We start from the raw sequence: 26,491 nt of genomic DNA, 5'->3' as shown, positions 1-26,491 counted from the left end.
CGCCCCTCTGCTGTCCCGCCCGGACTCCCCCACCGGAGGACCCACATGCGTTCGCACCTGCTCAATGACATCACCGCGGAGCACTACCGCCGCTCCGTGACCGAAGGAGTGGAGCGGGTGGCCGACCGACTCGCCACCACCGACCGTCCGTTCACCGGCGTCACGGTCGACGCCCTCGCGCCCCGCATCGACGGGATCGACCTGGACCGCCCGCTGCACGACACCACCGCGGCCCTGGACGAGCTGGAGGAGCTCTACCTCCGCGACGCGGTCTACTTCCACCACCCCCGCTACCTCGCCCACCTCAACTGCCCGGTCGTCATCCCGGCCGTGCTCGGCGAGGCCGTCCTGTCCGCCGTCAACTCCTCCCTGGACACCTGGGACCAGTCGGCGGGCGGCACCCTGATCGAGCGCAGGCTCATCGACTGGACCGCCGGGCGGATCGGCCTCGGCCCGGCCGCCGACGGCGTGTTCACCTCCGGCGGCACCCAGTCCAACCTCCAGGCCCTGCTGCTGGCCCGCGAGGAGGCCAAGCCGGGGCGGTCAGGGTGGGGAGCATCGGACACGCTCGCCAGGCTGCGCGTCTTCACCTCCGAGGTCAGCCACTTCAGCGTCAGGAAGTCGGCGAAACTCCTCGGCCTCGGCCCCGAGTCCGTCGTCGCCGTCCCCGTGGGCCGCGACCGGCGCATGCAGAGCGTCGCCCTCGCCCGCGAGCTGGAGCGCTGCACCCGGGACGGTCTGATCCCGATGGCCGTGGTCGCCACCGCCGGCACCACCGATTTCGGCTCCATCGACCCGCTGCCCGAGATCGCCGAGCTGTGCGCCCAGTACGGCACCTGGATGCACGTGGACGCGGCCTACGGCTGCGGACTGCTGGTCTCGCCCCGCCGCCGGGGCCTCCTCGACGGCATCGAACGCGCCGACTCGGTCACCGTCGACTACCACAAGTCCTTCTTCCAGCCGGTGAGTTCGTCGGCCGTCCTGGTCCGCGACGCCGCCACGCTGCGGCACGCCACCTACCACGCGGAGTACCTCAACCCGCGCAGCGCGGTGCGGGAGCGCATCCCCAACCAGGTGGACAAGTCGTTGCAGACCACCCGGCGCTTCGACGCCCTCAAGCTGTGGATGACGCTGCGCGTGATGGGCGCCGACGGCATCGGACAGCTCTTCGACGAGGTCTGCGACCTGGCGGCCGAGGGCTGGAAGCTGCTCGCCGCCGACCCGCGCTACGACGTCGTCGTCGAGCCGCAGCTGTCCACGCTCGTCTTTCGCCACATCCCCTCCGCCGTCACCGACCCGGCCGACATCGACCGCGCCAACCTGCACGCCCGCAAGGCCCTGTTCGCCTCCGGTGACGCGGTCGTCGCGGGCACCAAGGTGGCGGGCCGCCACTACCTGAAGTTCACCCTGCTCAACCCCGAGACCACGGTGGACGACATCGCCACCGTCCTCGATCTGATCGCCGGCCACGCCGAGCAGTACCTGGGAGAGTCCCTTGACCGCGCGTCCTGAAGCCACCGGGAAGACGTACGACTTCGTCGGGATCGGGCTCGGCCCCTTCAACCTCGGCCTCGCCTGCCTCACCGAGCCGATCGACGGCCTCGACGGCGTCTTCCTGGAGTCCAAGCCCACCTTCGAGTGGCACTCGGGGATGCTCCTGGAGGGCGCCCACCTCCAGACCCCGTTCCTGTCGGACCTTGTCACCCTGGCCGACCCCACCTCCCCGTACTCCTTCCTCAACTACCTCAAGGAGCGGGGCAGGCTGTACTCGTTCTACATCCGCGAGGACTTCTACCCCCTGCGCGTCGAGTACGACGACTACTGCCGCTGGGCCGCCGAGAAAGTCGCCGGCGTCCGCTTCAACACGACGGTCACCGAGGTGACGTACGCGGACCAGGACGAGGTGTATGTCGTACGGACGCAGGACGGAGGCACCTACCGGGCCCGTCATCTCGTCCTCGGCACCGGCACCCCTCCCCACATCCCGGAGCCCTGCCGTGGTCTGGGCGGTGACGTCATCCACAACTCCCGCTACCTGGACCACAAGCACCACCTCCAGGCCAAGGAGTCGATCACCCTCGTCGGCAGCGGCCAGTCCGCCGCGGAGATCTACCGCGACCTGCTCGGGGAGATCGACGTCCACGGCTACCGGCTGAACTGGGTGACCCGCTCCCCGCGCTTCTTCCCCCTCGAGTACACCAAGCTCACGCTGGAGATGACCTCCCCGGAGTACATCGACTACTTCCACGCGCTGCCCGAGCGGACCCGCTACCGCCTCAACGAGCAGCAGAAGTGCCTGTTCAAGGGCATCGACAGCGATCTGATCAACGAGATCTTCGACCTGCTGTACCAGAAGAACCTCGACGGCCCGGTCCCGACCCGCCTGCTCACCAACTCCGCGCTGACGAGGGCCACGTACGGGGACGGCACCTACACCCTCACCTTCCGCCAGGAGGAGCAGGAGAAGGACTACGAGCTGCGCTCCCAGGCCCTGATCCTCGCCACCGGATACAAGTACGTCGAACCCGAGTTCCTCAGGCCGATCCGCGACCGTCTGCGCTACGACCGGCACGGCAACTTCGACGTGGCCCGCAACTACGCGATCGACGTCACCGGCCGGGGCGTGTTCCTGCAGAACGCCGGCGTCCACACCCACTCGATCACCTCACCCGACCTGGGCATGGGCGCCTACCGGAACGCGTACATCATCCGGGAGCTGCTCGGCACCGAGTACTACCCCGTCGAGAAGACGATCGCCTTCCAGGAGTTCGCCGCATGAGCACCGTCGGCATCGGCACCTTCGCCTTCCGCCCCGTCGACCCCGGCAGGGACGCCGAGCTGCTGCACGCCTGGGTCACGCACCCCAAGGCCACCTTCTGGATGATGCAGGACGCCACGGTCGGCGACGTGGAGCGCGCCTACCGCGAGATCGCGGCCGACGAGCACCACCATGCGCTCCTCGGGCTGCACGACGGCGACCCCGCCTTCCTGGTGGAGAGGTACGACCCGGCCCACCGGGAGCTGGTCGGGCTGTACGAGCCGGAGCCGGGCGACGTCGGCATGCACTTCCTGGTGGCACCGGCCGACACACCCGTGCACGGGTTCACCCGGGCCGTCATCACCGCTGTGATGCGGCACCTGTTCGAGGACTCCGCCACGCGGCGGGTCGTCGTCGAGCCCGATGTGCGCAACACGGCCGTGCACGCCCTGAACGAGGCGGTCGGGTTCGTGCCCGAACGCGAGATCGAGAAGCCCGAGAAGAAGGCCCTGTTGAGTTTCTGCACCCGTGAGCGGTTCGAAAAGGCGGTGCCGGCATGACCCTCGCCGACGCCGTGGCCCACCTGTCCCCCGAGCGCTGGGAGAGGGCCAACCGTCTCCTCATACGCAAGGCGCTCGCCGAGTTCGCCCATGAACGGCTGATCACGCCCGAGCTGGAGGAGGACGGCCGGTACACCGTCCACAGCGACGACGGGCTCACCCGCTACCGCTTCACGGCCACCCTGCGTGCCCTCGACCACTGGCAGGTCGACGCGGAATCGATCACCCGCCACCGCGGCGGTGGCGAACTGCCTCTCGCCGCGCTGGACTTCTTCGTCGAGCTGAGGCGGTCGCTGGGCCTGAGCGAGGACATTTTGCCCGTCTACCTGGAGGAGATCTCCTCCACCGTCTCCGGCATCTGCTATAAGCTCGCCAAGCCGCAGGTCACGTCGGCGGAGCTGGCCCGCTCCGGTTTCCAGGCGATCGAGACCGGGATGACGGAGGGCCACCCCTGCTTCGTCGCCAACAACGGGCGTCTCGGCTTCGGCATCCACGAGTACCTGTCGTACGCGCCCGAGACCGCGAGCCCGGTGCGGCTGGTGTGGCTGGCGGCGCACCGCTCGCGGGCGGCGTTCACGGCGGGCGTCGGTCTCGAGTACGAGTCGTTCATCCGGCAGGAGCTGGGAGCGGAGACCCTCGAGCGGTTCCACGGCATCCTGCGCGACCAGGGCCTGGACCCGGCCGACTACCTCCTCCTGCCCGTCCACCCCTGGCAATGGTGGAACAAGCTCACCGTCACCTTCGCCGCCGAGGTCGCCCGCCGGAACCTGGTGTGCCTCGGTGAGGGCGACGACGAGTACCTGGCGCAGCAGTCCATACGGACCTTCTTCAACACCTCGCACCCGGAGAAGCACTACGTCAAGACGGCCCTGTCCGTGCTCAACATGGGCTTCATGCGGGGGCTGTCGGCCGCGTACATGGAGGCCACCCCGGCGATCAACGACTGGCTGGCCAGGCTGATCGAGAACGACCCGGTACTGAAGGCGACGGGCCTGACGATCATCAGGGAGCGTGCGGCCGTCGGCTACCGCCACCTGGAGTACGAGGCCGCCACCGACCGCTACTCCCCGTACCGCAAGATGCTGGCGGCCCTGTGGCGGGAGAGCCCGGTGCCCTCGCTCCAGGACGGCGAGACCCTGGCCACCATGGCGTCCCTCGCCCATGTCGACCATGAGGGCGCGTCCTTCGCGGGGGCGCTGATCGAGCGCTCGGGGCTCCCGCCGAGGGAGTGGCTGCGGCACTATCTGCGGGCCTACCTCACCCCGCTGCTGCACAGTTTCTACGCCTACGACCTGGTGTTCATGCCGCACGGCGAGAACGTCGTCCTCGTCCTGAAGGACGGCGTCGTGCAGCGGGCGATCTTCAAGGACATAGCGGAGGAGATCGCGGTCATGGACCCGGAGGCGGTGCTGCCGCCGGAGGTGGCGCGCATCCGTGTGGAGGTCCCGGAGGACAAGAAGCTCCTGTCGGTCTTCACGGACGTCTTCGACTGCTTCTTCCGCTTCCTGGCGGCGCACCTGGCCGCCGAGGGGATCCTCGAGGAGGAGGACTTCTGGCGGACGGTCGCGGAGGTCGCCCACGAGTACCAGGACGCGAACCCGCAGCTCGCCGAAAGGTTCCGCCAGTACGACCTGTTCGCACCGGAGTTCGCCCTGTCCTGCCTCAACCGGCTGCAACTGCGGAACAACAGGCAGATGGTGGACCTGGCGGACCCGTCGGGGGCGCTGCAACTGGCCGGGACCCTGAAGAACCCGATCGCGGGCCTGTAGGCCCTTCGTGGACGGGCGGGCACCCCGGTGCACGGTCCGCCGGGGTGCCCGACACGCTTCGGCCACCGGGCTCCGGACCCGATGGGTACGGACCACTGTCTCGCGAACGGGGTGGAACAATCCCCGGCATGGCGGAAATCATCCAGAAGGACGGTACGTGGATCTTCGACGGTGACGCCTTACGGCTGACCCCGGGCCGCGACAAGAGCGTCGGGCTCTTCCGTCGCACCTTGGGTGAACTGACCGTTCCGCTCGAGGCGTTGGCGGGGATCTCCTTCGAGCAGGGGAAGAGGACCGGACGGCTCAGGCTGCGGCTGCGCGACGGCGCCTGCCCGCTGCTGCAGGCGACCGGGCGCAGGCTGAAGGACTCCGACGACCCGTACCAGCTGACCGTCGAGTCCGACCGCTACGGCGTCGCCGAGTACGTGGCGGACGAGGTGCGGGACGCGCTGGTGCTGGCCCAGGTGCCCACCGAGCCGGTCGACCGCTATCTGCTGCCCGGCCCCTCCGTCCCGCTGTCGGTGTCGGCCGGGGACGGCACGGCGAGCTTCGACGGCGAGCAGGTACGCCTGGAGTGGAACTGGAAGACGGAGGACGCGAAGCAGGCCGCCGGCATGCGCACACTGCCGGTCGCCGACATCACCGCCGTGGAGTGGCAGCCGGCGGTCGGTCTGGAGAACGGCTGTCTCCGCTTCACCGTGCGCGGGGCCGAGACCAAGGCGCCGCCGAAGTACGACCCCAACTCGGTGGAGCTGTGGGGCTTCAAGAAGGACGCGCTGATGGCGCTCGTCGCGGCGGCCGTCCAGGCCCGGCTGCCGCACCCGGCGGCGCCCGTGGACGCCGTACCGCCGCCGAAGGAACTGCCCGCGCCCGCGCGGGACGCCGCGGAGAACGAGCACGACGCCCTGCTGCGGCGGCTGCGGGAGCTGGGCGAGCTGCACCGCGAAGGGGTGCTCACCGACGAGGAGTTCGCGATGGCCAAACAGGCGGTCCTCAAGAGGATGTGAGGACCGCCTGCCGTGGGGTTCCGCTACTTGGCCCGGCGCGCCACCGTGAAGTGGTCGATGCGGTCACCGGTCTCGGCGATGCCCGAGACCTTCAGCTTGGCGTAGTGGCCGCGCGGTGCGGGCTCGACGTCCACGCGCAGGAACGAGTAGTTGAGGTAGCGCACCCGGGACCAGGCGACGGTCTCGTCGACCTTGCCGTCCTTGGTGTTGACGAAGGAGGCGACGGAGTCGACCTCGTTCAGGTGTCCCTCGTAGGAGTCCGGCGCGCTGAACGCGTACAGGCTGCGGCCGGCCGCGCCCGCCGTCACGTAGACGACGCCCTCGGTCTCGGGGTAGGCCGTCTCGCCGATCGGCAGCTTCTTGGCGACCTTGTCGCCCTTGATCACGTCGGTGCGCTCGTACTGGTGGTTGTGTCCGTTGATGACCAGGTCCACCGTGTACTTCTCGAACAGCGGCACCCACTCCTGTCGCACGCCCCCCTCCGAGGCGTGCGCCGTGGAGGTGCAGTACGCGCAGTGGTGGAAGAACACGATGATGAAGTCGACGTCCTTCGACGCGCGGTACTTCTTCAGCTGCGCCTCGAACCACGTGGTCTGGGTGCCGCCGGAGATGCCGAGGTTGGCCGGGATCTCGAAGGAGACGTCGTTCGGGTCCAGCGAGATGATCGCCGTGTTGCCGTAGACGAAGGAGTAGACGCCCGGCAGGTTCTTCTTGTCCGGCCCGTTGTCGGGGAGCGTGAAGCGGGCCTCCTCGCCGCCGTAGCCGTTGGGCGAGTACCAGGCCTCCATGTCGTGGTTGCCGTAGGAGACCATCCACGGCACGGACTTGGCGACCGACTCGGTCTGGGCGAGGAACTGGTCCCAGGTGCGCGAGTCGAAGCCGGTGTCGGAGGTCTTGCCGGCGCCGGACGGGTCACCGTAGGCGATGTCGCCCGCGTGCAGGTGGAAGACCGGGTTCTGGCCGAGGATCAGGCTGTCGTTGGCCAGCGCGTGGTAACTGACACCCTGGTCGCCGAAGGCCGTGAAGGTGAACGGCTCCTTGTGCGCGGGGGCGGTGGTGAAGGTGCCGAGGGTACCCAGCAGGTGGCGCTCGGCCGGGTCGAAGCCCTCGTGGCCGACGCCGTAGTAGTAGGTCCTGCCGGGGCGCAGGTGGGTCAGCTGGGCGTGCAGGTAGTACTGGGTGTGATCGCCGCTCGCGCCGACGCCCGCCGGCGTGTGGAGGGCGCGGACCTCGGCGGGGATCTTGCGGGACAGGTCCCAGGGGTGGGCGCCGATCCGGATGAACGGGTTCCGCACCGCGACCGGGACCTGCCAGGAGACGGTGATCTCGGTGCGCGGGTCGTCGCCGAAGGCGAGGTGGCGGCCGAAGGGGGCGACCAGGGCGCCGTCGACACTCTCGACGGCGGGGGCGGTGCTCTGGGTCGGGACGGCGGCCCGGGCGGTGGCACCCGGTACGAATGCGCCACCCGCTACGGCGCCCAGGGTGACCGCACCGCCTCTGATCATCGTGCGCCGGGAGAATCTCGCGCGCAGGTACTCGTGCTGCTCCGCCATGCTCATGCGGGCCGCGAGCTTCTCCGGTACTCCCATACGAGGTATGTCCATGTGGCCAGAACTTCCTCCACCCAATCAACGTGTCGCAGGACACAGGATGGACAGCCGTCGAACGGGACCCCATAAGAACTTCAACCGTCATCTGCCCGAAATCGGGCACGATTCTTGCGATTCCGGCGCTCTTACCTCAGGATCTACCGGGTGCACGACGAACTTGTTGATCACCTGACGCGAACCACGCCCCTGGGCCGGGGCGAGGCACTGCGTGTGGTCCAGGACGTGCTCGCCTACTTCGACGAGACGACCGAGGAGTTCGTCCGTCGCCGCCACCGCGAACTGCAGGCCCAGGGACTGGTGAACGCGTCGATCTTCGAACGGATCGAGGCGGACCTGAAGTACCGCGCGGTGGCACCGCCCGAGCTCACGCTCCGGCAACTGCGGCGCATCGTCTACGGCTGAGTCCACGACTGAGCCACCGGACGACCGCCCCATCCAGACGGGGTAAAAAGGGACTTAAGGAAACATATGTGCGGAATCGTCGGATACATCGGTAAGCGCGATGTGGCCCCGCTCCTGCTGGAGGGTCTGCAGCGGCTGGAGTACCGCGGCTACGACTCGGCGGGCATCGTCATCACCTCGCCGAAGTCGGCGGGCCTGAGGATGGTCAAGGCCAAGGGCCGGGTCCGCGACCTGGAGGCCAAGGTCCCCGCGCGCTTCAAGGGCACCACCGGCATCGCCCACACCCGCTGGGCCACCCACGGCGCCCCCTCCGACGTCAACGCGCACCCGCACCTGTCGGCCGACAGCAAGGTCGCCGTCGTCCACAACGGCATCATCGACAACGCCGCCGAACTGAGGAAGAAGCTGGAGGCGGACGGCGTCGAGTTCCTCTCCGAGACCGACACCGAGGTCCTCACCCACCTCATCGCCCGCTCCCAGGCCGAGAAGCTGGAGGAGAAGGTCCGCCAGGCGCTGCGGGTCGTGGAGGGCACGTACGGCATCGCCGTGATGCACGCCGACTTCCCGGACCGGATCGTGGTGGCCCGCAACGGCTCCCCGGTCGTCCTCGGCATCGGCGAGAAGGAGATGTTCGTCGCCTCCGACGTGGCCGCCCTCGTCGCCCACACCCGCCAGATAGTGACGCTGGACGACGGCGAGATGGCGACGCTGAAGGCCGACGACTTCCGCACCTACACCACCGAGGGCACCCGTACGACGGCCGAGCCGACCACCGTGGAGTGGGAGGCCGAGTCGTACGACATGGGCGGCCACGACACCTACATGCACAAGGAGATCCACGAGCAGGCCGACGCCGTGGACCGGGTGCTGCGCGGCCGCATCGACGACCGGTTCTCGACCGTCCACCTGGGCGGCCTGAACCTGGACGCCCGCGAGGCGCGGCAGATCCGCCGGGTGAAGATCCTCGGCTGCGGCACCTCGTACCACGCGGGCATGATCGGTGCCCAGATGATCGAGGAGCTGGCCCGTATCCCGGCCGACGCCGAGCCGGCGTCGGAGTTCCGCTACCGCAACGCCGTCGTGGACCCCGACACCCTGTACGTGGCGGTGTCGCAGTCCGGTGAGACGTACGACGTGCTGGCGGCCGTGCAGGAGCTCAGGCGCAAGGGCGCGCGGGTCTTCGGCGTCGTCAACGTGGTCGGCTCGGCGATCGCCCGGGAGTCGGACGCCGGGATCTACGTCCACGCGGGGCCCGAGGTGTGCGTGGTGTCCACCAAGTGCTTCACGAACACGACGGTGGCGTTCGCGCTGCTGGCGCTGCACCTGGGCCGCACCCGCGACCTGTCCGTCCGTGACGGCAAGCGGATCATCGAGGGCCTGCGGAAGCTGCCCGAGCAGATCTCCGAGATCCTCGAGCAGGAGGAGGAGATCAAGAAGCTGGCGGAGCAGTTCGCGGACGCCCGTTCGATGCTGTTCATCGGGCGTGTGCGCGGCTACCCGGTGGCCCGTGAGGCCTCGCTGAAGCTGAAGGAGGTCTCCTACATCCACGCCGAGGCCTACCCGGCCTCCGAGCTCAAGCACGGTCCGCTGGCGCTGATCGAGCCGGCCCTGCCGACGGTCGCGATCGTGCCGGACGACGACCTGCTGGAGAAGAACCGCGCGGCCATGGAGGAGATCAAGGCCCGCAGCGGCAGGATCCTCGCGGTGGCGCACCAGGAGCAGGAGAAGGCCGACCACACCATCGTGGTGCCGAAGAACGAGGACGAGCTGGACCCGATCCTGATGGGCATTCCGCTGCAACTCCTCGCCTACCACACGGCGTTGGCGCTGGGCCGGGACATCGACAAGCCGCGGAACCTCGCGAAGTCCGTGACGGTGGAGTAGTCCGCACCGGCCGACTGCGCCGCGGTCTGGCGGGTTCGGACGTCGGCAACCCCCTGTGTGCCACCACCACAGGGGGTTGCTCTTTCGGAAGGCCGGGGCCGCCCTCCCCCAAGTTCTCGACTTCGCTCGAACAGGGGGGACCCCCATCCCGGCCGGTCGCTGCCTCAGCCGGCGGCCGTCACCCCCCGGCCGGCAGCGCGTCGCGGAAGGGTCGTGGGCCAGTGGGCGAGGGCCGCGGTCGCCGCGTACCAGGCCACCGCTCCCGCCGCCACGGCGAACCAGCCGCCGGCCTTGCCGAGCGCGTCGTTGCCGGCGAGGCGGCCGATGGCGAGCAGCAGCAGCGAGACGAAGAACAGCCCGTAGGTGCCCTGGTCGAGCAGGCCGCCGGCCGCTCCGAGCGCCAGGCTCAGGGTGACCAGGGCGAACAGCAGGAGGAAGAGTCCGGCGGCGTGGTCGGACATCTGGTTGCCGGCCGTGACGGCCCAGGTGAACCACAGGGCGCCGAGCGCCGAGAAGGCGGTGCCCCTAGCGGTGTCACGGTCGCGGAGGGCGAGCAGGCCGGCGACGAACAGGGCCACTCCGCCGACATAGTGGGCCAGTGACACGGCGTCGGCCGTCGTCACGCCGTCGATGACCTTGGTGGATCCGAGCCCGAAGGCCAGCAGCGTGACGCCGAGCGCCAGCCGGCCGACGATGGTGGTGGTGCCTCCCGCAGAGACGTCGTTGTCCACGGCGGGCTCCCTTCTTATCCTGCGTGTACGGTGCGCGGTGACCGATATATGCCCTTCACAAGGGCACAAACACCTCTGGACGCGAAAGAATTCAGGGGGCGCGGAAAGGGAGTTGCCCGTACCCACGGCGCATCTCACCTGGGCCAACGGGAAGTTGCGGAATCACAACGGCTCGGGTGCGCGCCGAGGGCGCGCGGTGGCTGTAAATCGCGCCCCTCCAGGGGACGGGGAACGGCGTCAGCAACCGCGTACGCCCGCGGGCGGCGCACACTCCGCAGGGGCACACCGGCAGCCGAGCCGGTCAGCACACGCCGGGCGGCGACTCAGGGGATGACGATCACCGGGCGCTGGGCGCGCTTGGCGAGGCGGCCTGCGACCGAACCGAAGATGCGGCCGACGATGCCGTGCGTGGAGCCGACGACGATCGCGTCCGCCTCGTACTCCCGGCCCACCTCTTCGAGTTCGTGGCAGATGTCGCCGCCGCGCTCGACCAGGATCCAGGGCACGTCGGCGAGATGATCCGCACAGGCCAGCTCCAGCCCCAGAACCTCCGTACGGTGGTCCGGCACGTCCACGAAGACCGGCGGCTCGCAGCCCGCCCACACCGTGGTGGGCAGCCGATTGGCGACATGGACGATGATCAGGCCCGACCCCGAGCGGTACGCCATGCCGATCGCGTACGCGAGGGCGCGCTCGCTGGAGGTGGAGCCGTCGAAGCCGACGACAACGCCGTGCTTGAACGCGGGATCGCATGAAGGGCGTGGCTCTTCCGCCGCCAGGGGATCGGTCGCCGTCGGGTCGGCGACCGGCCGCTTGCGGTCCGCGGGTTCGGAGAATTCGTGACCGGCCATGGCTGTCTCGGCGATGTGATCCTTTGTCGGGGACGACGGTGTGCGGCGGACCTGTGTCCGGGAATCGTCTTCCCGTCCCCATACCCTCAAGGGTACGGCGGCACGCCTCCTTGGCCCAGATCCCGCGCAGGGTGCACAGGGTTCCAGGGAGCATGCACGAGGGAACGCCCGTAACGCAATGGTTGCTGGCCCGTACAGGCGGTTCGCACGGCGTTTCGCACGGCGTTCCCTCAGGGGCGCCGCGTGTCTGCGTGGCCGCTGCGACCGCTGAGCGCCGCAGTGACCGACGGGACGGACCCGCGTTGAACCGGGCGAACCCCCGCCCCAGGGAGCACCCCGTGCCCGCACCCCGCACCGCACCCCGGAACCGCCCCGCGCCGGACACCGCGAGCGACGTGATCCGCTGGGCCGCCTTCTGCTGCGTCCTCGTCCCCGTCGTCCTCGTCTGTTACGGCATCTCCCTCGCCGCCGCCATCAGCACCGCTCTCGGCCTCGTCGCCGTCACCGCGGCCTGCCGCACCCTCCTGCGGCAGTCGGAGCGGGGTGCCGCGCGCCTGCGGGCCGAGGAGATCGCCCCGCATCGCGGACGCCACAGCCGGACCGGAACGGGGGCGCACAGAGGCGGACGTCACAGTGGTGGACACACTCCGGTCGACTGACCGGTTTCCGCGCACGCGCCCGTATCTTTTCAGCCAACTTCTCAATCCCGTGCATTACATCGTCGAGCGGCCCCTCACCCCCCGTTCGACCTGCGCGGAAAGGGCCCCGGGCGACGCGCGCACCCTACGGGGATTGGCCACCGGGACGAGGCGCACTTCCCTGCACGCTCCACGAGTGCAACCCTTCGTGATCGAATGCTTCACGCCAAGTTGCCATGTCGACAATGTGCCGGATGGTGAACTGGTCACGCCGGCACCGCGCGACACAGTAGATTCGATCATGACTGTCTACGGCGGGGGACTCGTGCAGGACCGAGGGGAAACGTGCAGGAGCGACACAACCGAGGAGCCGCGACCACCGAGGGGGGCTTAGCAGGATGAGCCACGACGCAACTGCCGCGCCGGACGCCGCGGCCCGGAAGCTGTCGGGGCGACGCCGCAAGGAGATCGTCGCGGTGCTGCTGTTCAGCGGCGGCCCCATCTTCGAGAGTTCCATTCCACTGTCGGTGTTCGGGATTGACCGCCAGGACGCCGGAGTGCCGCGCTACCGCCTGCTGGTGGCGGCCGGCGAGGAAGGCCCGCTGCGGACCACAGGGGGCCTGGAACTCACCGCGCCGTACGGCCTTGAGGCGATCTCGCGGGCGGGCACCGTCGTGGTGCCGGCCTGGAGGTCGATCACCTCTCCGCCGCCGGAGGAGGCGCTCGACGCACTGCGCCGGGCGCACGAGGAGGGCGCCCGCATCGTGGGGCTGTGCACCGGCGCCTTCGTACTGGCCGCCGCCGGGCTGCTGGACGGGCGGCCGGCCACCACCCACTGGATGTACGCACCGACGCTGGCCAAGCGCTATCCGTCGGTGCACGTCGACCCGCGCGAGCTGTTCGTGGACGACGGGGACGTCCTGACGTCGGCCGGTACGGCCGCCGGCATCGACCTGTGCCTCCACATCGTGCGCACGGACCACGGCAACGAGGCGGCGGGCGCGCTCGCCCGGCGCCTGGTCGTCCCGCCGCGCCGCAGCGGAGGCCAGGAGCGCTATCTCGACCGGTCTTTACCCGAGGAGATCGGCGCCGACCCGCTCGCGGAGGTCGTCGCCTGGGCGCTGGAGCACCTCCACGAACAGTTCGACGTGGAGACGCTGGCGGCGCGCGCGTACATGAGCCGGCGGACGTTCGACCGGCGCTTCCGCTCGCTGACCGGCAGCGCGCCGCTGCAGTGGCTGATCACCCAGCGGGTGCTGCAGGCGCAACGACTGCTGGAGACCTCCGACTACTCGGTCGACGAGGTCGCCGGACGCTGCGGCTTCCGCTCGCCGGTCGCGCTGCGCGGCCACTTCCGGCGCCAGCTCGGCTCGTCGCCCGCGGCCTACCGTGCCGCCTACCGGGCGCGTCGCCCGCAGAGCGACCGGCAGGCGGACGCCGAGAGCTCCGGCGGCCCGCCGGCGTCGCAGGCCGCGGCCGAGTCCGCCCCGGTCCCGATGCAGACCCGCCGGACGGCCGCGACGAACGGGATCGGCCCCTCGGCGCCCCTGTCCACGGACCACTCGGGCAAGCACGTGCCCGAGCTGTACGCGGCGGGCCGCCCGGGCGTGCCGGGGCAGCGCAGCGCGCCGTAGCACCACCGCCGTGCCGGCGCACCGGCAGCACCGGCCCACCGGTGAGGACGGGCGGGACGGGGGTCGCACGACCCCGGTCCCGCCCGTCGCCGTATCCGCCCGTGCACAGGTCACATGCACGGGCGGTCCGCATGCCACGCCCGGGCCATAAGGTGGGACACATGAACGATCGCATGGTGTGGATCGACTGCGAGATGACCGGCCTCTCGCTGTCCGACGACGCGCTCATCGAGGTGGCCGCGCTGGTCACCGACTCCGAGCTGAACGTACTCGGCGAGGGGGTGGACATCGTGATCCGGCCGCCGGACGCGGCACTGGAGACGATGCCGGAGGTGGTGCGTCAGATGCACACCGCCTCGGGACTGCTCGACGAGCTGGCGGCGGGCACGACGCTCGCCGACGCCGAGGAGCAGGTCCTGACCTACGTACGGGAGTGGGTCAAGGAACCTGGCAAGGCGCCCCTGTGCGGCAACTCCGTCGGCACGGACCGCGGCTTCCTGTCCCGCGACATGCCGACGCTGGAGGACTACCTGCACTACCGGATCGTGGACGTCAGCTCGATCAAGGAGCTGGCCCGGCGCTGGTACCCGCGGGCGTACTTCAACAGTCCGGAGAAGAACGGCAACCACCGGGCGCTGGCCGACATCCGAGAGTCGATCGCCGAGCTGCGCTACTACCGGGAGGCGATCTTCGTACCGCAGCCGGGCCCCGACTCCGACACGGCGCGCGCGATCGCGGCCAAGCACGTGCTGCCCGCTCGGTAGCGGCCTCGACGGGGCCCGACGGGGCGCCACGCCCGACGCCCGGGGAAACGCTGGCGCGAGCACCCCTTCGGACCCTGTACACTTTTTCTCGGCCGGTGGGGGAAACCACTGCGAAAACACCGGTCATGGTGGGTGTAGCTCAGCTGGTAGAGCACCTGGTTGTGGTCCAGGATGTCGCGGGTTCGAGTCCCGTCACTCACCCTCAGTCAGAGGCCGACAACCTTCGGTAACGAGGTTGTCGGCCTCTTCTGTTCTTCCGGCGGCTCCTCCAGTGACCTGACCACCGGGCGCCCGAGGAACCGTCCCCGACTTCGGCCGGCTGACAGCCGCCCGCCACCCGGCATCGAGCCAGTCTCTTGTGCTCTGAATCACACTGGACCGCCCATCTGCGATCCGACATGATCATGCGGTGGTGAAACATTCACGTGTGAAGGTCACATCCTTCACGTTCCTGGCCATCGCCATGACACTGGCGGGCTGTACGACGCACCAGACCGTCACGGCGGGCCACGACGAGCCCAAGCCGAGCGCCACGAGACCGTCCACGGCCTCGTCCACCTCACCATCTGCCTCTCCATCCGGGTCGGCGACCGGCGTCGGAGCACAGCTGCTGGCCAGGGTGCTCCCGCTGCCGGCCGGTGCTCAGACGTGGACCAGGACCCCGACGGGGGTGTTCGACCTGACCGGCTTCGTCGACAACTTCTACCGCCCGGACGCGCGGGCGTACGAGAAGGCAAGGGCAACCCAGCGGGGCTTCGTCACAGCGGCGCGCCGAGGCTGGTTCGGTGACGACGGCAGCCAGACCGAGGTGTTCATGGTGCAGTTCCGCTCCACGCGGGGCGCCCGGAGCATGTACGCCGACCTCACCGCGAGCTGGAAGCAGAACTCGCTTGCAACCTTCACCGACTCGGCCGTGCAGGGGGAGGGCTCGGTCGCCGAGAAACCGGACAGTCTGGGCAACGTCCGGGTGGAAGTCGCCGCGGTCCGGGGCGACGTCTTCGTCCGGATCAGCCGATTCACCGACGCCACCGCGGACAAGGCGGCTGCGGAGGCCGTGCTGCAACGGCAGATCGACTCGCTCGGTGGCTCTTCCTCTGCGACCGGGTGAACGGCAGGGCCTGCGAGGAACGCAGGTTGTGATCGGCCTCCGATGACGTCGCCTCCTCCGAGGCGTCGCGGAGGCTTTGCGGCTTCAGCGGCTCGGCCGCCGAGCGGCCTCCGGGCAGGACCGCACGGGACCTGGCGAAGGTCCCGAAGTCCTGGGGCAGGAGCCCGCCGAACGTGGGGGTGAGTCATTGGATCTGCGATCTCGACACGGGCGACAGCGTCCTGACCGAGCCTGGCACACAAGCGGTGGTCAGCCGGTGGCCTGCGGGTGTGGGGTCACCGGCTGACCTGCGTGTCAGGGCCTGCGGCGTGCCACAGCGCACCGATGAGGTCGGGACGGCTGAGCAGGTCGGTGCTGTCCGCCCACTGGTCCACGCCTCCGACCAGGGGCAGGCCGCGAAGACAGGGGTCCGTGACCGTGCGGGCCAGGGCCTGTGCGAAGCGCTCGGCGTGCAGGACGAGGAACGGGCGCGCGTGGTAGGGGCGGGGCCTCGGGTCCACCGGGGTGGCCAGTCCGGAGGCGTTCTGCAGGGAAGCGACCGCTTCGTACGCGTCGCACAGGTGCCCTTCCCGGTCCGGGTGGTCCGTCGCCGCGAGCGCACCGCGCAGTGACGGAGCGAGCGACGCCGCCACCGGCAGCCGGGCGAACGCGCTGCCGAGCCATTTGCCGTAAGGGGCGTACCGGCGCTCCAGCAGCAGGCACAGCCGCATCAGGTCCCGTACGAGGCGGGCGGCCGTGACGGCGGAGCCGATGTCGTCGCCGACCTCCGCGCAGCGTCCCACGAACGCCTCTTCCTGCGAGATGCGCTGCCACTGGCACGCCAGCAGGTACCGCCACACCTGCTCCGGGTACCAGGCCAGCCGGCGCCGGGCGGCGGTCAGGGTGCCGGGCCCGTCGTGGAACACCGCGCCGCCGGTGGTCTCGGCGAGCCGTTGCTGGGGCATCGCCAGCCAGGCGCGCACGCTCGGTTCCGTGTCGCCCGAGCGCAGCCCGAGCCGCTCTGCCAGCCACCCTTCCACGTCGTGCACGTCGACACGGTGGTTGACCGGCCCGTCGGTCGGCCGCATACGTCCGACCGGGTCCAGCGGGTCGTCGCTCTCCTGGAAGTGGGTGGGCCAGCCACGCAGTTGCTTGGGCAGCCGTTCGGACAGAAGGCGGCGGATGTCGTCGCCGTGCCGGGCGCGGTCCTCGGCCGTGAGGAAGAGCTCCAGCCGGGGTCCCCATTCGTGATCCGCCGAGCGGGGCGTGTCGAAACCCAGCACCTCGGAACCACTGCCGATCCGCGCCGCCGCGTACCGCAGTCCCGGGAAGGCCTCGCGCAGGAGCGGCCCCACGGCCTCCTCGTACAGGATCGCGGACAGCTTCAGGCCGGGCATGAACCGGGCTTCGGAGGTCGCCATGACCTCACTGTGCCGGGCCTGTTCCCGCCGGGACCACCGGTTATCCGCGCGGCATCCTCGCCACAGGCTCCGCGGGAGGCCCGGCCAGAGGCTCCGTCAGTCGTTCAGCTCCGTCCCGTCGCCCATCACCACGACCGGGTGCTGCTTCGGGTCGAGGGTGCGCGGCAGGGCATGGTCCGCCCGGCCGTCGGCCGCGGAGGCGAATTCGAACTCGCGCACGCCGCCAGGGACATCGTCGGCACACCGCACGCCCCCGCCACGACTGCCCGTATCGCACCGCCTTCTCGCATGCGTCCCATGGTCGCAGTCCGTCCGGGACCGGTTGGCACGGCCCCTCACACGGCCCCCGAGTACTCCAACGGCGGTGCGATCGCCTGGGCGTCCGCCCCCTGGCCCACCCACAGTCCGATGAGGAAGGCCGCTGTCGCCTCCAGCAGGGCCGCCCGCTCCAGCCGCCCGCCGTCCAGCGGCCGGCAGCCGAGGTCGTGCACCAGGCGGCGTACCGTCTCCAGGGCCGAGGCGTCGTCGCCGCACAGCGGAACCGCCAGGGGACGGCCGTCGAAGACGGGCGGGGTCAGCCGCCACACGCTCTCATGGCAGAGGTTGAACGCCTTGACCACGCGTGCGCCGGGGGCGGCTGCGGCGATGCGCTCGGCGGCCGAGGGACCGCCCGCGGTCTCCAGGAGGAAGCCCGGGCCGACCGGGTTGGTGCAGTCGATCAGCGTGCGGCCCGCCAGGGTGTCGGACAGACCGGACACCACGTCGGCGGCCACCGCGTACGGCACCGCCAGCAGCACCGCGTCCCGACCGTGCTCGACAACGTCGCGCAGGCTTCCCGCCCGTCCGCCGATCCTTTCGGCCAGGGCTGCCGAGCGGCCCGCGTCCCGGCCGCCCACCAGTACGTCGTGGCCGACCCGTGCCCACTGGCCGCCCAGGGCGTTCGCCATGGCGCCGGTGCCGGCGATCCCGATCCTCATCGTTCCCACTCCCGTGTGGTGGTCCGGTTCCCGTATTCGGAACGACAGTAGGAAGCTGTTCGGGCACCATTCGGTAAGTGACCGTCGACCAGGGCTTCATCGCCGACTGCCGCGCCCGGCTCGCCTTCGACCTGCTGGCCAACACCTGGAACCCGGTGGTGATCTGGGCGCTGCGCGAGGGCCCCGAGCGCCCCGGCCGGCTGCGCGAGCGGATCGGCGGCGTCAGTCCCAAGGTGCTCACCGAGACCCTGCGCCGACTGGAGTTCAACGGGCTGGTCGAGCGCCGCGCCCGCCCGGGCGCCCCACCCCGCGTCGACTACGGACTCACGGAACTGGGGCGGAGCCTGCTGCCGCCGATCGAGGCGTTCGGCGCCTGGGCGTTCGAGCACGGCGACGAGGTGATGGCGGCGCAGGAGCGCGGGGACCCGGCGACGGCCCGCGCGACGTTCGCTGCGTCCGGCCGGCCACGGCCCGCACGCACGCACGGGGCGGCTCTCGCTTCCGGTCACCCCGCCGAGTGAGAAGACGCAGAGAAGGCCCCACCGAGTGCTCAGCCCCGAACCGATCCGCACCGCCCGCCTGGGCCTGGACCTGCTGCCCCTGCGCGTCGACCACGCCGAGGAGATGGCCGAGACCCTGGCCGCCCCGAGGCTGCACACGTACACCGGCGGCGTGCCGCTCTCCCCGGCCGCCCTGCGCGCACGCTGCGAACGGCTGGTCTCCGGCTCCCCCGACCCGGCCGTCTCCTGGTGCAACTGGGTGCTGTTCCAGCGTGGGGAGTCCCGTCTCGTGGGCACGGTGCAGGCGACGGTCACCGACCGCGCCACGGAGATCGCGTGGGTCGTCGGAACGCGTGGCAGGGCCGGGGGCCGGCCACGGAGGCGGCCCGGGGACTGGTCGACTGGCGCGCGCGGCAGCACCTCACCACCGTCATCGCGCACATCCACCCGGCCCACCGGGCGTCGCAGTCCGTGGCGGCGGCGACCGGACTGGCACCGACGGACCTGTGCCAGGACGGAGAGGTCAGGTGGGAGCTGTCGCTGCCGGGCTGACACGCACGCGGCGCAGGGGCGCGTGCCCGGGCGACCGCTACGGGCGCGTCAGGACGAGTCCCGCGCCACCAGTTCCGTCGGCAGCACCACCTGCCGCCGGTCCAGTGTCCGGGAGGCCACCGGGCGGCGGTCCGCTATCTCGTCCAGGAGCAGGTCGATCATCGCCCGGCCCATCTCCTCGATCGGCTGGCGCACGCTCGTCAGCGGCGGGTCCATGTGGCGGGCGATCGCCGAGTCGTCGTACCCCACGAGCGCCACGTCGTCCGGGATACGGCGCCCCGCCTCGCGCAGCACCCGGCGCGCGCCCGCCGCCATCACGTCCGACTCCGCGAACACCGCGTCCAGGTCCGGGCGGCGGGTCAGCAGTTCCGTCATGGCGCGCCGGCCGCCCTCCTCGGTGAAGTCACCGGGCAGGATCAGGGCCTCGTCCACCTCACGGCCCGCCTCCCTGAGCGCGTCCCGATAGCCGTCGATGCGCCGCTGGGCGCCGTAGACGTCGAGGCGGCCGGTGATCGTGGCGATGTGGGCGCGGCCGCGGGCGATCAGGTGCTCCACCGCCGAGCGACCGCCGCCGTAGTTGTCCGAGTCCACCGACGGCAGGGTCTCCGACGCCGAGCGGGGGCCGCTGATCACCGCCGGGATCTCCAGCTGGGCCAGCATGTCGGGCAGCGGGTCGTCCGCGTGGACGGAGACCAGCAGGACGCCGTCCACCCGGTGCGCCGCCAGGTACTGCGCCAGCCTGCGCCGCTCCCGGTCGCTGCCCGCGAAGATCAGCAGCAGCTGCATCTCGGTGTCCGACAGCGCGGCCCCGACACCCGTCACCATGTCCGAGAAGTACGGCTCCGCGAAGAACCGTGTCTCCGGCTCGGGGACGACGAGCGCGATCGCGTCCGTTCGGTTCGCGGCCAGTGCCCGGGCCGCCGTGTTCGGCACGTACCCCAGCTCGGCGACCGCCGCCTCGACGGCCGCGCGCGTCGCGTCGCTCACCCGGGGCGAGCCGTTGATCACCCGGGAGACCGTGCCGCGGCCCACGCCGGCCCGTGCGGCGACCTCCTCAAGAGTCGGCCGCCGGCCACTCCGGCCCCGCGTTCCGTGGCCTGCCATGGTCGCCTCCCGTCACACCGCGCGTCGCGCGCCTGGCCTGGAATGTAACAGTCCCGTGCGGCTCCGCGACCGCCGCTTGGGGACGATCGCGCCCGGGGGCGGTCCTCCACGGCGGCCAGTTAACGTCCCGATAACTGAACGCGTCTGACAGCGTCAGCTCCCTTGACACCCCCGCCCGGACGCACGACCCTTCAACACATCACTTGTGGGAGCGCTCCCACAGTACCTGCCCCATACACATCCCGCACGTTCCCCGCCCGAGCCGCAGCGACAAGACACGGGCCCAGCAAAGAAGTTGGCCGGGGGGTCGGCACGTCAGGGCAACTGGAGGACGACATGCGAGCACGTACCCTCCCCCACTCTCGACTCCGCTCGAGCGGGGGGACCCCCATCGGCCACAAGGCGATAGCCCTCACGGCCGTCGCAGTGCTGGGCGCCGGGCTGCTGGCCGGCTGTGCCGACGACGGCGGAGACAAGTCCGGCTCGCCGCAGGACGGCGGTGGCAGCGGCAAGACCACGATCAGCCTCGGTCTCTTCGGCACCTTCGGCTTCAAGGAGGCCGGCCTCTACGCCGAGTACGAGAAGCTCCACCCCAACATCAAGATCACCGAGAACGTCACCGAGCGGAACGAGAACTACTACCCGGCGCTCGTCAACCACCTCACCACCGGCAGCGGTCTGCAGGACATCCAGGGCGTCGAGGTCGGCAACATAGCCGAGGTCGTCAGCACCCAGGCGGCCAAGCTCACGGACCTCTCCAAGGTTTCCGGCGTGAACAAGAGCGACTTCCTCGACTGGAAGTGGGCGCAGGCCACCACCAAGGACGGCCAGACGATCGGCCTCGGCACCGACGTCGGCCCGATGGCGGTCTGCTACCGCAAGGACCTCTTCCAGGCGGCCGGTCTGCCCACCGACCGCACCGAGGTCGGCAAGCTGTGGTCCGGCGACTGGAGCAAGCTCGTCAGCGTCGGCGAGCGGTACCAGAAGAAGGCGCCGCAGGGCACCACCTTCTGGGACTCCCCCGGCGGTCTGCTGAACGCCGTCCTCAGCAGTGAGAAGAAGAAGTTCTACGACTCCTCCGGCAACGTCATCTACAAGACGAACCCGGCCGTCAAGGCCGCCTTCGACCTGACCGCGGACGCCGCCAAGAAGGGGCTGGTCGGCGCCCAGACGCAGTTCCAGCCGACCTGGGACCAGACGATCGCCAACGTGAAGTTCGCCGCGATGGCCTGCCCGCCGTGGATGCTCGGCTACATCAAGGGCAAGTCGAAGCCGGACGCCAAGGGCAAGTGGGACGTGGCCGTCGCGCCCAGGTCCGGCAACTGGGGCGGTTCCTTCCTGACCGTGCCGAAGAACGGCAAGCACGTGAAGGAGGCCCAGGAACTGGCCGCCTGGCTGACCGCGCCCGCGCAGCAGGCCAAGCTGTTCAGCGTCCAGGGCAGCTTCCCGAGCGCGCAGGCGGCGTACAGCTCCCCCGAGGTCACCGGCGCCAAGAACGAGATGACCGGTGACGCCCCGATCGGCACGATCTTCGCGCAGGCCGCCAAGTCCAGCCCGGTCCAGATCATCGGCCCGAAGGACCAGATCATCCAGCAGGGTCTGACCGACAACGGCGTCATCCTCGTGACGAAGGGCAAGTCGGCCGAGGAGGCCTGGAACACGGCCACGAAGACCATCGACAACAACCTGGAGAAGTGACCGGCATGGCCACCCGGCACGACACCGCCGCGCCCCCCGCCAAGGAGGGGGGCGCGGCCCCGGGCCGCCCGCCCGCCGTACCCACGGAGGCGGAGCAGCGGCGCCGCGCACGACTCTCCCGGCGCTGGCAGCGTGACCTCCGCTGGAGCCCGTACGCCTTCGTCTCGCCCTTCTTCCTGCTCTTCATCGCCTTCGGCCTGTTCCCGCTGCTCTACACGGCCTGGGCCTCGCTGCACACGGTGGAGCTGACGGCGCCCACCGACATGGAGTGGGCGGGGCTGCGCAACTACACCCGGATCTTCGACGACGACTTCTTCTGGAACGCGGCGAAGAACACCCTGACCATCGGGATCATCTCGACCGTCCCGCAGCTTCTGATGGCGATGGGCCTGGCCCACATCCTCAACTACAAGCTGCGCGCCTCGACCTTCTACCGGGTCGTGATGCTCGCGCCGTACGCGACCTCGATCGCGGCCGCCTCGCTGGTGTTCGTGCTGCTCTTCGGGCGCGACTACGGCATGATCAACTGGGCGCTGCACTTCGTCGGGATCGACGCCATCGACTGGCAGAACGAGAAGTGGCCCTCGCAGATAGCCGTCTCGTCCATCGTCATCTGGCGCTGGACGGGCTACAACGCGCTGATCTACCTGGCGGCGATGCAGGCCATCCCCCAGGACCTGTACGAGTCGGCGGCCCTGGACGGGGCCAACCGCTGGCAGCAGTTCTTCCATGTCACGCTGCCCCAGTTGCGGCCGACGATCCTGTTCACGGTCGTCGTGTCGACGATCGGCGCCAGCCAGGTCTTCGGCGAGCCGCTGCTGTTCGACGCGAACAAGGGCGCGTCGGGCGGCGCCGAGCACCAGTTCCAGACGCTGGGTCTGTACCTGTACGAGCAGGGCTGGGTGAACCAGCACCTGGGCCGGGCCTCCGCCATCGCCTGGACGATGTTCCTGATCCTCATCGTGATCGGGATCGTCAACTACGTCATCTCGCGCCGGTTGCGCGCCAGCAGTTAGGAGAACCGGCCGTGACGACGACCCTGACGAAGCCCGAGGAGAAGACCCGGGAGCCCAAACGCGTACGCCGGCCCAAGGCGGCGCGCGCCGGCGGGCAGCTCCACGCCGGTCCCGTGGCCTACGCCATCCTGATCCTCTTCAGCATCGGCTCGCTGCTTCCGCTGGTGTGGACGGCGATCGCCGCCTCGCGCAACAACAACCGGCTCGCGCAGACGCCCCCGCCCTTCTGGTTCGGGTCGAACCTGTTCAACAACCTGGAGATCGCCTGGAACGACGCCAATCTGGGCAAGGCGTTCTTCAACACCACGTTCGTGGCGGGTGTTTCGGCGGCGACCATCGTCTTCCTGTCGACGATCGCCGGGTTCGCCTTCGCCAAGCTGCGCTTCAAGGGCAAGGGCGCCCTGATGCTGATCGTCATCGGCACGATGATGGTCCCGCCGCAGCTGAGCGTGATCCCGCTGTACATGATGGTCGCCAAGCTGGACTGGACCGACCAGTTGCAGGCCGTGATCCTGCCGTCGCTGGTGAGCGCGTTCGGGGTGTTCTTCATGCGGCAGTACCTGCTCCAGGCGCTGCCGGACGAGATCATCGAGGCTGCCCGGATGGATGGCGCGAGCAGCTGGCGCGTGGTGTGGCACGTCGTGTTCCCGGCGGCCCGCCCCGCGATGGCCGTCCTGGGCATGCTGATGTTCGTGCAGACGTGGAACGACTTCCTGTGGCCGTTCCTGGTCCTGACCCAGAACGGCAACCCGACCGTGCAGGTCGCGGTCGCGGGCCTGGGCCGCGGCTACACCCCCGACCAGTCGCTGATCATGGCGGGCGCGCTGCTCGGCACACTGCCGTTGCTGCTGGTCTTCGCGATCTTCGGCAAGCAGATCGTGGGCGGCATCATGCAGGGCGCGGTCAAGGGCTGACGCGCATCCGTCGTGTTCGCCCGTCGTGGACGCCCACCGCCGACGGGGCCGGATCACCGCCGCTCCGGCCCCTTCCCTTCCCCCCTCCTCCTCATCTCCAACTCATCGGTCTTCACGACCTCGTATGGGAGCGCTTCCATGTCTGAGTCCGCACAGTCGGCACCCCCGGTTACCTTCCCCCCCGCCTTCCTCTGGGGCGCCGCGACCTCCGCGTACCAGATCGAGGGGGCGGTGCGGGAGGACGGCCGCACCCCCTCCATCTGGGACACCTTCAGCCACACGCCGGGCAAGACGGCCGACGGCGAGACCGGTGACATCGCTGTCGACCACTTCCACCGCTACCGCGAGGACGTCGCGATGATGGCCGAGCTGGGCCTGAACGCGTACCGCTTCTCGATCTCCTGGCCGCGCGTGCAGCCCACCGGCCGGGGCCCGGCGGTCCAGCGGGGCCTGGACTTCTACCGCCGTCTGGTGGACGAGCTCCTCGCGCACGGCATCCGGCCGGCGATCACCCTCTACCACTGGGACCTCCCCCAGGAACTCGAGGACGCGGGCGGCTGGCCGGAGCGGGACACGGCGTACCGGTTCGCCGAGTACGCGCAGATCGTGGGCGAGGCCCTCGGCGACCGCGTGGAGCAGTGGATCACCCTGAACGAGCCCTGGTGCAGCGCTTTCCTGGGCTACGGCTCCGGGGTGCACGCCCCGGGCCGTACGGACGCGGCGGCGTCGTTGCGCGCGGCCCACCACCTGAACCTGGCCCACGGCCTCGGCGCCTCGGCCCTGCGGTCCGTGATGCCGGCCCGTAACGCGGTGACGGTCAGCCTCAACCCCTCCGTGGTGCGCACGGTCTCGCAGGACCCGGCAGACCTGGCGGCGGGTCAGAAGATCGACGACCTGGCGAACGGCGTCTTCCACGGCCCGATGCTGCACGGCGCGTACCCGGAAACCCTGTTGGCGGCCACGTCGTCGGTCACGGACTGGTCCCACGTCCGTGACGGCGACCTGGAGACGATCCACCAGCCGCTGGACGCGCTGGGCCTGAACTACTACGCGCCGACGCTGGTCTCGGCGGCCGACGAGCAGGCGAGCGGCCCACGCCCTGACGGTCACGGCGCCAGCGCCTACTCGCCCTGGCCGGGAGCGGACGACGTGGCCTTCCACCAGACCCCGGGCGAGCGCACCGAGATGGGCTGGACGATCGACCCCACCGGTCTGCACGAGCTGCTCATGCGCTACACGCGGGAGGCGCCGGGCCTGCCGCTGTACGTGACGGAGAACGGCGCGGCCTACGACGACAAGCCGGACCCGGACGGCCGCGTCCACGACCCGGAGCGGATCGCCTACCTGCACGGGCACCTGTCGGCGGTGCGCCGGGCGATCACGGACGGGGCGGACGTGCGGGGCTACTTCCTGTGGTCCCTGATGGACAACTTCGAGTGGGCGTACGGCTACGGGAAGCGCTTCGGGGCGGTGTACGTGGACTACACGACCCTGGAGCGGACCCCGAAGTCCAGCGCGCACTGGTACAGCCGGGCGGCGCGGACCGGGGAGCTGCCGCCGCTGGAGGACTGACCGGCCCGGGGGGGGACAAGGGCTCGGGGCGCGGCACAGGAGGGAGGTGCCGCGCCCCGGTGGTCCGCCGTGCCGCCCGAAGCCTGCCGCAAAGGGGCTCCCTCGCGTGGCCCACTCCCCTAGGGTTCGGTCGCGTGACCACCGAAGCCGCGGACAGAGCGGCAACCACCTACCCGTCCTCGCTGCGGCGGACCTCACTGACGGCCTTCGGCTCGCTGGCGTTCGTGGCTCTGGGCGTCTGGCTGCTGATCGACCACGCCACGCTCAAAGGCGTCCTCGCGGGCGCGGCCGCCGTGCTGTTCTTCGGCCTGTGCGCCTGCGTGGCGATCGGCCGCCTTCTGCGACGCCGGCCCGAACTGGTGCTGACCGGCGAGGGCCTGACCCATGTGATGCTGGGCTCGATCCGCTGGACGGAGATCGCGGAGGTCACCGTCCGCGAGATCAGGGTCCGCTCCACCTCTCAGCGCGTGATCGAACTGGTGCTCAATGATCCGGACGCCTACCTGGCGCGGGCACCGCGTACGGCCCGGATCGCCGGCAAGGCCAACCTGCGCTTCGGTTACAGCCCGGCGACCATCTCGGCGACCACGCTCCCCGTGGACCTCGACGAGGTGGTGGCGGCCATGCGCCGCCACCACCCCGAGTTGAGGATCAGGCGGTAGCACCCTGGAGAACAGGCACTACTTGTAGGCGCCGAACGCCTTCGAGAACGCGAACCTGTCCTGGGTGATCGAGCTGCACGTCGGGTCCGCCGTCGGCTTGGGGCCGCCGTCGCACTGCTTGTCGCGTGCGGCCGACCACATCGACAGCCAGCCGAGGCCCTTGGACTTGGCGAAGGTCACCAGTTGGGCGGCGTCCTCCACCTTGAAGATCTCGGAGGAGACGTCGTTGACGCCGATCATCGGGGTGACCGCGACCGTCTTCCAGGCCGCGCTGTCGGTCAGGCCCAGCACGCTCTTGATCTGCGCCTGCGTCGCGGTCGCCGCCTGCTCGGCGTAGGTGCCCATGTCGCCGCTGTACGCGGGGCCGTAGTCCATCGCCA

At 70.2% G+C, this 26,491-nt stretch carries 24 protein-coding genes, 1 tRNA gene and 2 pseudogenes; 19 read left to right on the top strand and 8 right to left on the bottom strand.

All coding sequences use genetic code 11. From position 1 onward, the window contains the following. The first annotated feature begins 45 nt into the window (after positions 1-45). The 5 genes from desA to C3488_RS08310 all read left to right on the top strand — a co-directional run bounded on the left by desA (position 46) and on the right by C3488_RS08310 (position 6,094). A complete protein-coding gene (desA, locus tag C3488_RS08330; protein WP_103838680.1) occupies positions 46-1,512 on the top strand; it encodes a lysine decarboxylase DesA in 1,467 nt (488 codons plus the stop codon). Then, positions 1,496-2,779 carry a lysine N(6)-hydroxylase/L-ornithine N(5)-oxygenase family protein gene (locus C3488_RS08325; RefSeq protein ID WP_103838679.1) on the top strand — a complete coding sequence of 428 codons (1,284 nt, stop codon included), beginning with the start codon at positions 1,496-1,498 and terminating at the stop codon, positions 2,777-2,779. The genes desA and C3488_RS08325 overlap by 17 nt, the downstream gene beginning before the upstream one ends. After that, on the top strand, positions 2,776-3,318 hold the full coding sequence (locus C3488_RS08320; RefSeq protein WP_103838678.1) for a GNAT family N-acetyltransferase: 543 nt from the start codon (positions 2,776-2,778) through the stop codon (positions 3,316-3,318). Before C3488_RS08325 ends, C3488_RS08320 begins: the two co-directional genes overlap by 4 nt. Continuing rightward, positions 3,315-5,087 (top strand): IucA/IucC family siderophore biosynthesis protein, encoded by a 1,773-nt coding sequence (locus tag C3488_RS08315; RefSeq protein WP_103838677.1) that lies wholly within the window; start codon positions 3,315-3,317, stop codon positions 5,085-5,087. The genes C3488_RS08320 and C3488_RS08315 overlap by 4 nt, the downstream gene beginning before the upstream one ends. A 128-nt stretch (positions 5,088-5,215) precedes the next feature. Continuing rightward, positions 5,216-6,094 (top strand): DUF4429 domain-containing protein, encoded by an 879-nt coding sequence (locus tag C3488_RS08310; RefSeq protein WP_103838676.1) that lies wholly within the window; start codon positions 5,216-5,218, stop codon positions 6,092-6,094. Positions 6,095-6,117: 23 nt separating this feature from the next. Here C3488_RS08310 and C3488_RS08305 read toward each other — a convergent pair whose 3' ends face one another. Then, complete coding sequence (locus C3488_RS08305) at positions 6,118-7,683, bottom strand: metallophosphoesterase family protein (RefSeq protein ID WP_103838675.1); 1,566 nt, start codon at positions 7,681-7,683, stop codon at positions 6,118-6,120. A 165-nt stretch (positions 7,684-7,848) separates the two neighbouring features. Here C3488_RS08305 and C3488_RS08300 point away from each other — a divergent pair, with 165 nt between their 5' ends. Next, positions 7,849-8,106: a hypothetical protein gene (locus tag C3488_RS08300; protein WP_103838674.1), complete on the top strand. Its 258-nt coding sequence runs from the start codon at positions 7,849-7,851 to the stop codon at positions 8,104-8,106. A gap of 66 nt (positions 8,107-8,172) precedes the next feature. Further along, entirely contained in the window at positions 8,173-9,990 is a 1,818-nt protein-coding gene (gene glmS / locus C3488_RS08295) for a glutamine--fructose-6-phosphate transaminase (isomerizing) (protein ID WP_103838673.1), read from the top strand. Positions 9,991-10,154: 164 nt separating this feature from the next. On the opposite strand, the gene C3488_RS08290 is transcribed toward glmS, so the two are convergent. Both C3488_RS08290 and C3488_RS08285 read right to left on the bottom strand, forming a co-directional pair. Further along, positions 10,155-10,721: a GPR1/FUN34/YaaH family transporter gene (locus C3488_RS08290; protein WP_103838672.1), complete on the bottom strand. Its 567-nt coding sequence runs from the start codon at positions 10,719-10,721 to the stop codon at positions 10,155-10,157. 323 nt (positions 10,722-11,044) lie between these two features. Continuing rightward, positions 11,045-11,572 carry a universal stress protein gene (locus tag C3488_RS08285; RefSeq protein WP_103838671.1) on the bottom strand — a complete coding sequence of 176 codons (528 nt, stop codon included), beginning with the start codon at positions 11,570-11,572 and terminating at the stop codon, positions 11,045-11,047. A 338-nt stretch (positions 11,573-11,910) separates the two neighbouring features. Here C3488_RS08285 and C3488_RS08280 point away from each other — a divergent pair, with 338 nt between their 5' ends. The 5 genes from C3488_RS08280 (at position 11,911) to C3488_RS40065 (ending at position 15,716) form a co-directional block, all read left to right on the top strand. Beyond that, positions 11,911-12,231 carry a hypothetical protein gene (locus C3488_RS08280; RefSeq protein WP_103838670.1) on the top strand — a complete coding sequence of 107 codons (321 nt, stop codon included), beginning with the start codon at positions 11,911-11,913 and terminating at the stop codon, positions 12,229-12,231. A gap of 377 nt (positions 12,232-12,608) precedes the next feature. After that, positions 12,609-13,844, top strand: a complete 1,236-nt coding sequence (locus C3488_RS08275) for a helix-turn-helix domain-containing protein (protein WP_103838669.1) — start codon at positions 12,609-12,611, stop codon at positions 13,842-13,844. A gap of 161 nt (positions 13,845-14,005) precedes the next feature. Then, positions 14,006-14,608 carry an oligoribonuclease gene (orn, locus tag C3488_RS08270; RefSeq protein WP_103838668.1) on the top strand — a complete coding sequence of 201 codons (603 nt, stop codon included), beginning with the start codon at positions 14,006-14,008 and terminating at the stop codon, positions 14,606-14,608. A 128-nt stretch (positions 14,609-14,736) separates the two neighbouring features. Then, positions 14,737-14,809 (top strand) — tRNA-His (locus tag C3488_RS08265). 226 nt (positions 14,810-15,035) lie between these two features. Beyond that, positions 15,036-15,716: a hypothetical protein gene (locus C3488_RS40065; protein ID WP_146067845.1), complete on the top strand. Its 681-nt coding sequence runs from the start codon at positions 15,036-15,038 to the stop codon at positions 15,714-15,716. A gap of 275 nt (positions 15,717-15,991) precedes the next feature. Here the strand turns inward: C3488_RS40065 and C3488_RS08255 are convergent, their stop codons facing one another. From C3488_RS08255 to C3488_RS08250, 3 genes are all read right to left on the bottom strand, one after another. Further along, positions 15,992-17,116 (bottom strand): DUF4037 domain-containing protein, encoded by a 1,125-nt coding sequence (locus C3488_RS08255; protein ID WP_103838666.1) that lies wholly within the window; start codon positions 17,114-17,116, stop codon positions 15,992-15,994. Positions 17,117-17,212: 96 nt separating this feature from the next. Further along, positions 17,213-17,335, bottom strand: coding sequence for a hypothetical protein (locus C3488_RS41420; protein WP_258053336.1), 123 nt, complete (start codon positions 17,333-17,335; stop codon positions 17,213-17,215). Positions 17,336-17,451: 116 nt separating this feature from the next. Beyond that, positions 17,452-18,093: an NADPH-dependent F420 reductase gene (locus C3488_RS08250; RefSeq protein ID WP_103838665.1), complete on the bottom strand. Its 642-nt coding sequence runs from the start codon at positions 18,091-18,093 to the stop codon at positions 17,452-17,454. Between the two features lie 77 nt (positions 18,094-18,170). On the opposite strand from C3488_RS08250, the gene C3488_RS08245 reads away from it, so the two are divergent. Both C3488_RS08245 and C3488_RS08240 read left to right on the top strand, forming a co-directional pair. Further along, positions 18,171-18,614 (top strand): helix-turn-helix domain-containing protein, encoded by a 444-nt coding sequence (locus C3488_RS08245; protein WP_103838664.1) that lies wholly within the window; start codon positions 18,171-18,173, stop codon positions 18,612-18,614. 25 nt (positions 18,615-18,639) lie between these two features. Next, a pseudogene (locus C3488_RS08240) lies at positions 18,640-19,145 on the top strand (GNAT family N-acetyltransferase). Between the two features lie 48 nt (positions 19,146-19,193). On the opposite strand, the gene C3488_RS08235 reads toward C3488_RS08240, so the two are convergent. Next, positions 19,194-20,249, bottom strand: coding sequence for a LacI family DNA-binding transcriptional regulator (locus C3488_RS08235; protein ID WP_103838663.1), 1,056 nt, complete (start codon positions 20,247-20,249; stop codon positions 19,194-19,196). A 336-nt stretch (positions 20,250-20,585) separates the two neighbouring features. On the opposite strand from C3488_RS08235, the gene C3488_RS08230 reads away from it, so the two are divergent. From C3488_RS08230 to C3488_RS08210, 5 genes are all read left to right on the top strand, one after another. Further along, positions 20,586-21,947, top strand: a complete 1,362-nt coding sequence (locus C3488_RS08230) for an ABC transporter substrate-binding protein (protein ID WP_103838662.1) — start codon at positions 20,586-20,588, stop codon at positions 21,945-21,947. Positions 21,948-21,952: 5 nt separating this feature from the next. Then, positions 21,953-22,963, top strand: a complete 1,011-nt coding sequence (locus C3488_RS08225; protein WP_103838757.1) for a carbohydrate ABC transporter permease — start codon at positions 21,953-21,955, stop codon at positions 22,961-22,963. 11 nt (positions 22,964-22,974) lie between these two features. Next, positions 22,975-23,877, top strand: coding sequence for a carbohydrate ABC transporter permease (locus tag C3488_RS08220; protein ID WP_103838661.1), 903 nt, complete (start codon positions 22,975-22,977; stop codon positions 23,875-23,877). Positions 23,878-24,015: 138 nt separating this feature from the next. Next, entirely contained in the window at positions 24,016-25,449 is a 1,434-nt protein-coding gene (locus tag C3488_RS08215; protein WP_103838660.1) for a GH1 family beta-glucosidase, read from the top strand. A gap of 134 nt (positions 25,450-25,583) precedes the next feature. Then, complete coding sequence (locus C3488_RS08210) at positions 25,584-26,111, top strand: STM3941 family protein (RefSeq protein WP_258053335.1); 528 nt, start codon at positions 25,584-25,586, stop codon at positions 26,109-26,111. Between the two features lie 18 nt (positions 26,112-26,129). On the opposite strand, the pseudogene C3488_RS08205 reads toward C3488_RS08210, so the two are convergent. Beyond that, a pseudogene (locus tag C3488_RS08205) lies at positions 26,130-26,491 on the bottom strand (sugar hydrolase); the annotation flags it as partial.

This window comes from Streptomyces sp. Ru72 (genome assembly GCF_002920635.1).
Taxonomy (GTDB): Bacteria; Actinomycetota; Actinomycetes; order Streptomycetales; family Streptomycetaceae; genus Streptomyces.
Note: the sequence above shows the minus strand (reverse complement) of the source record. Positions and strands in the feature narration are given on the sequence as shown.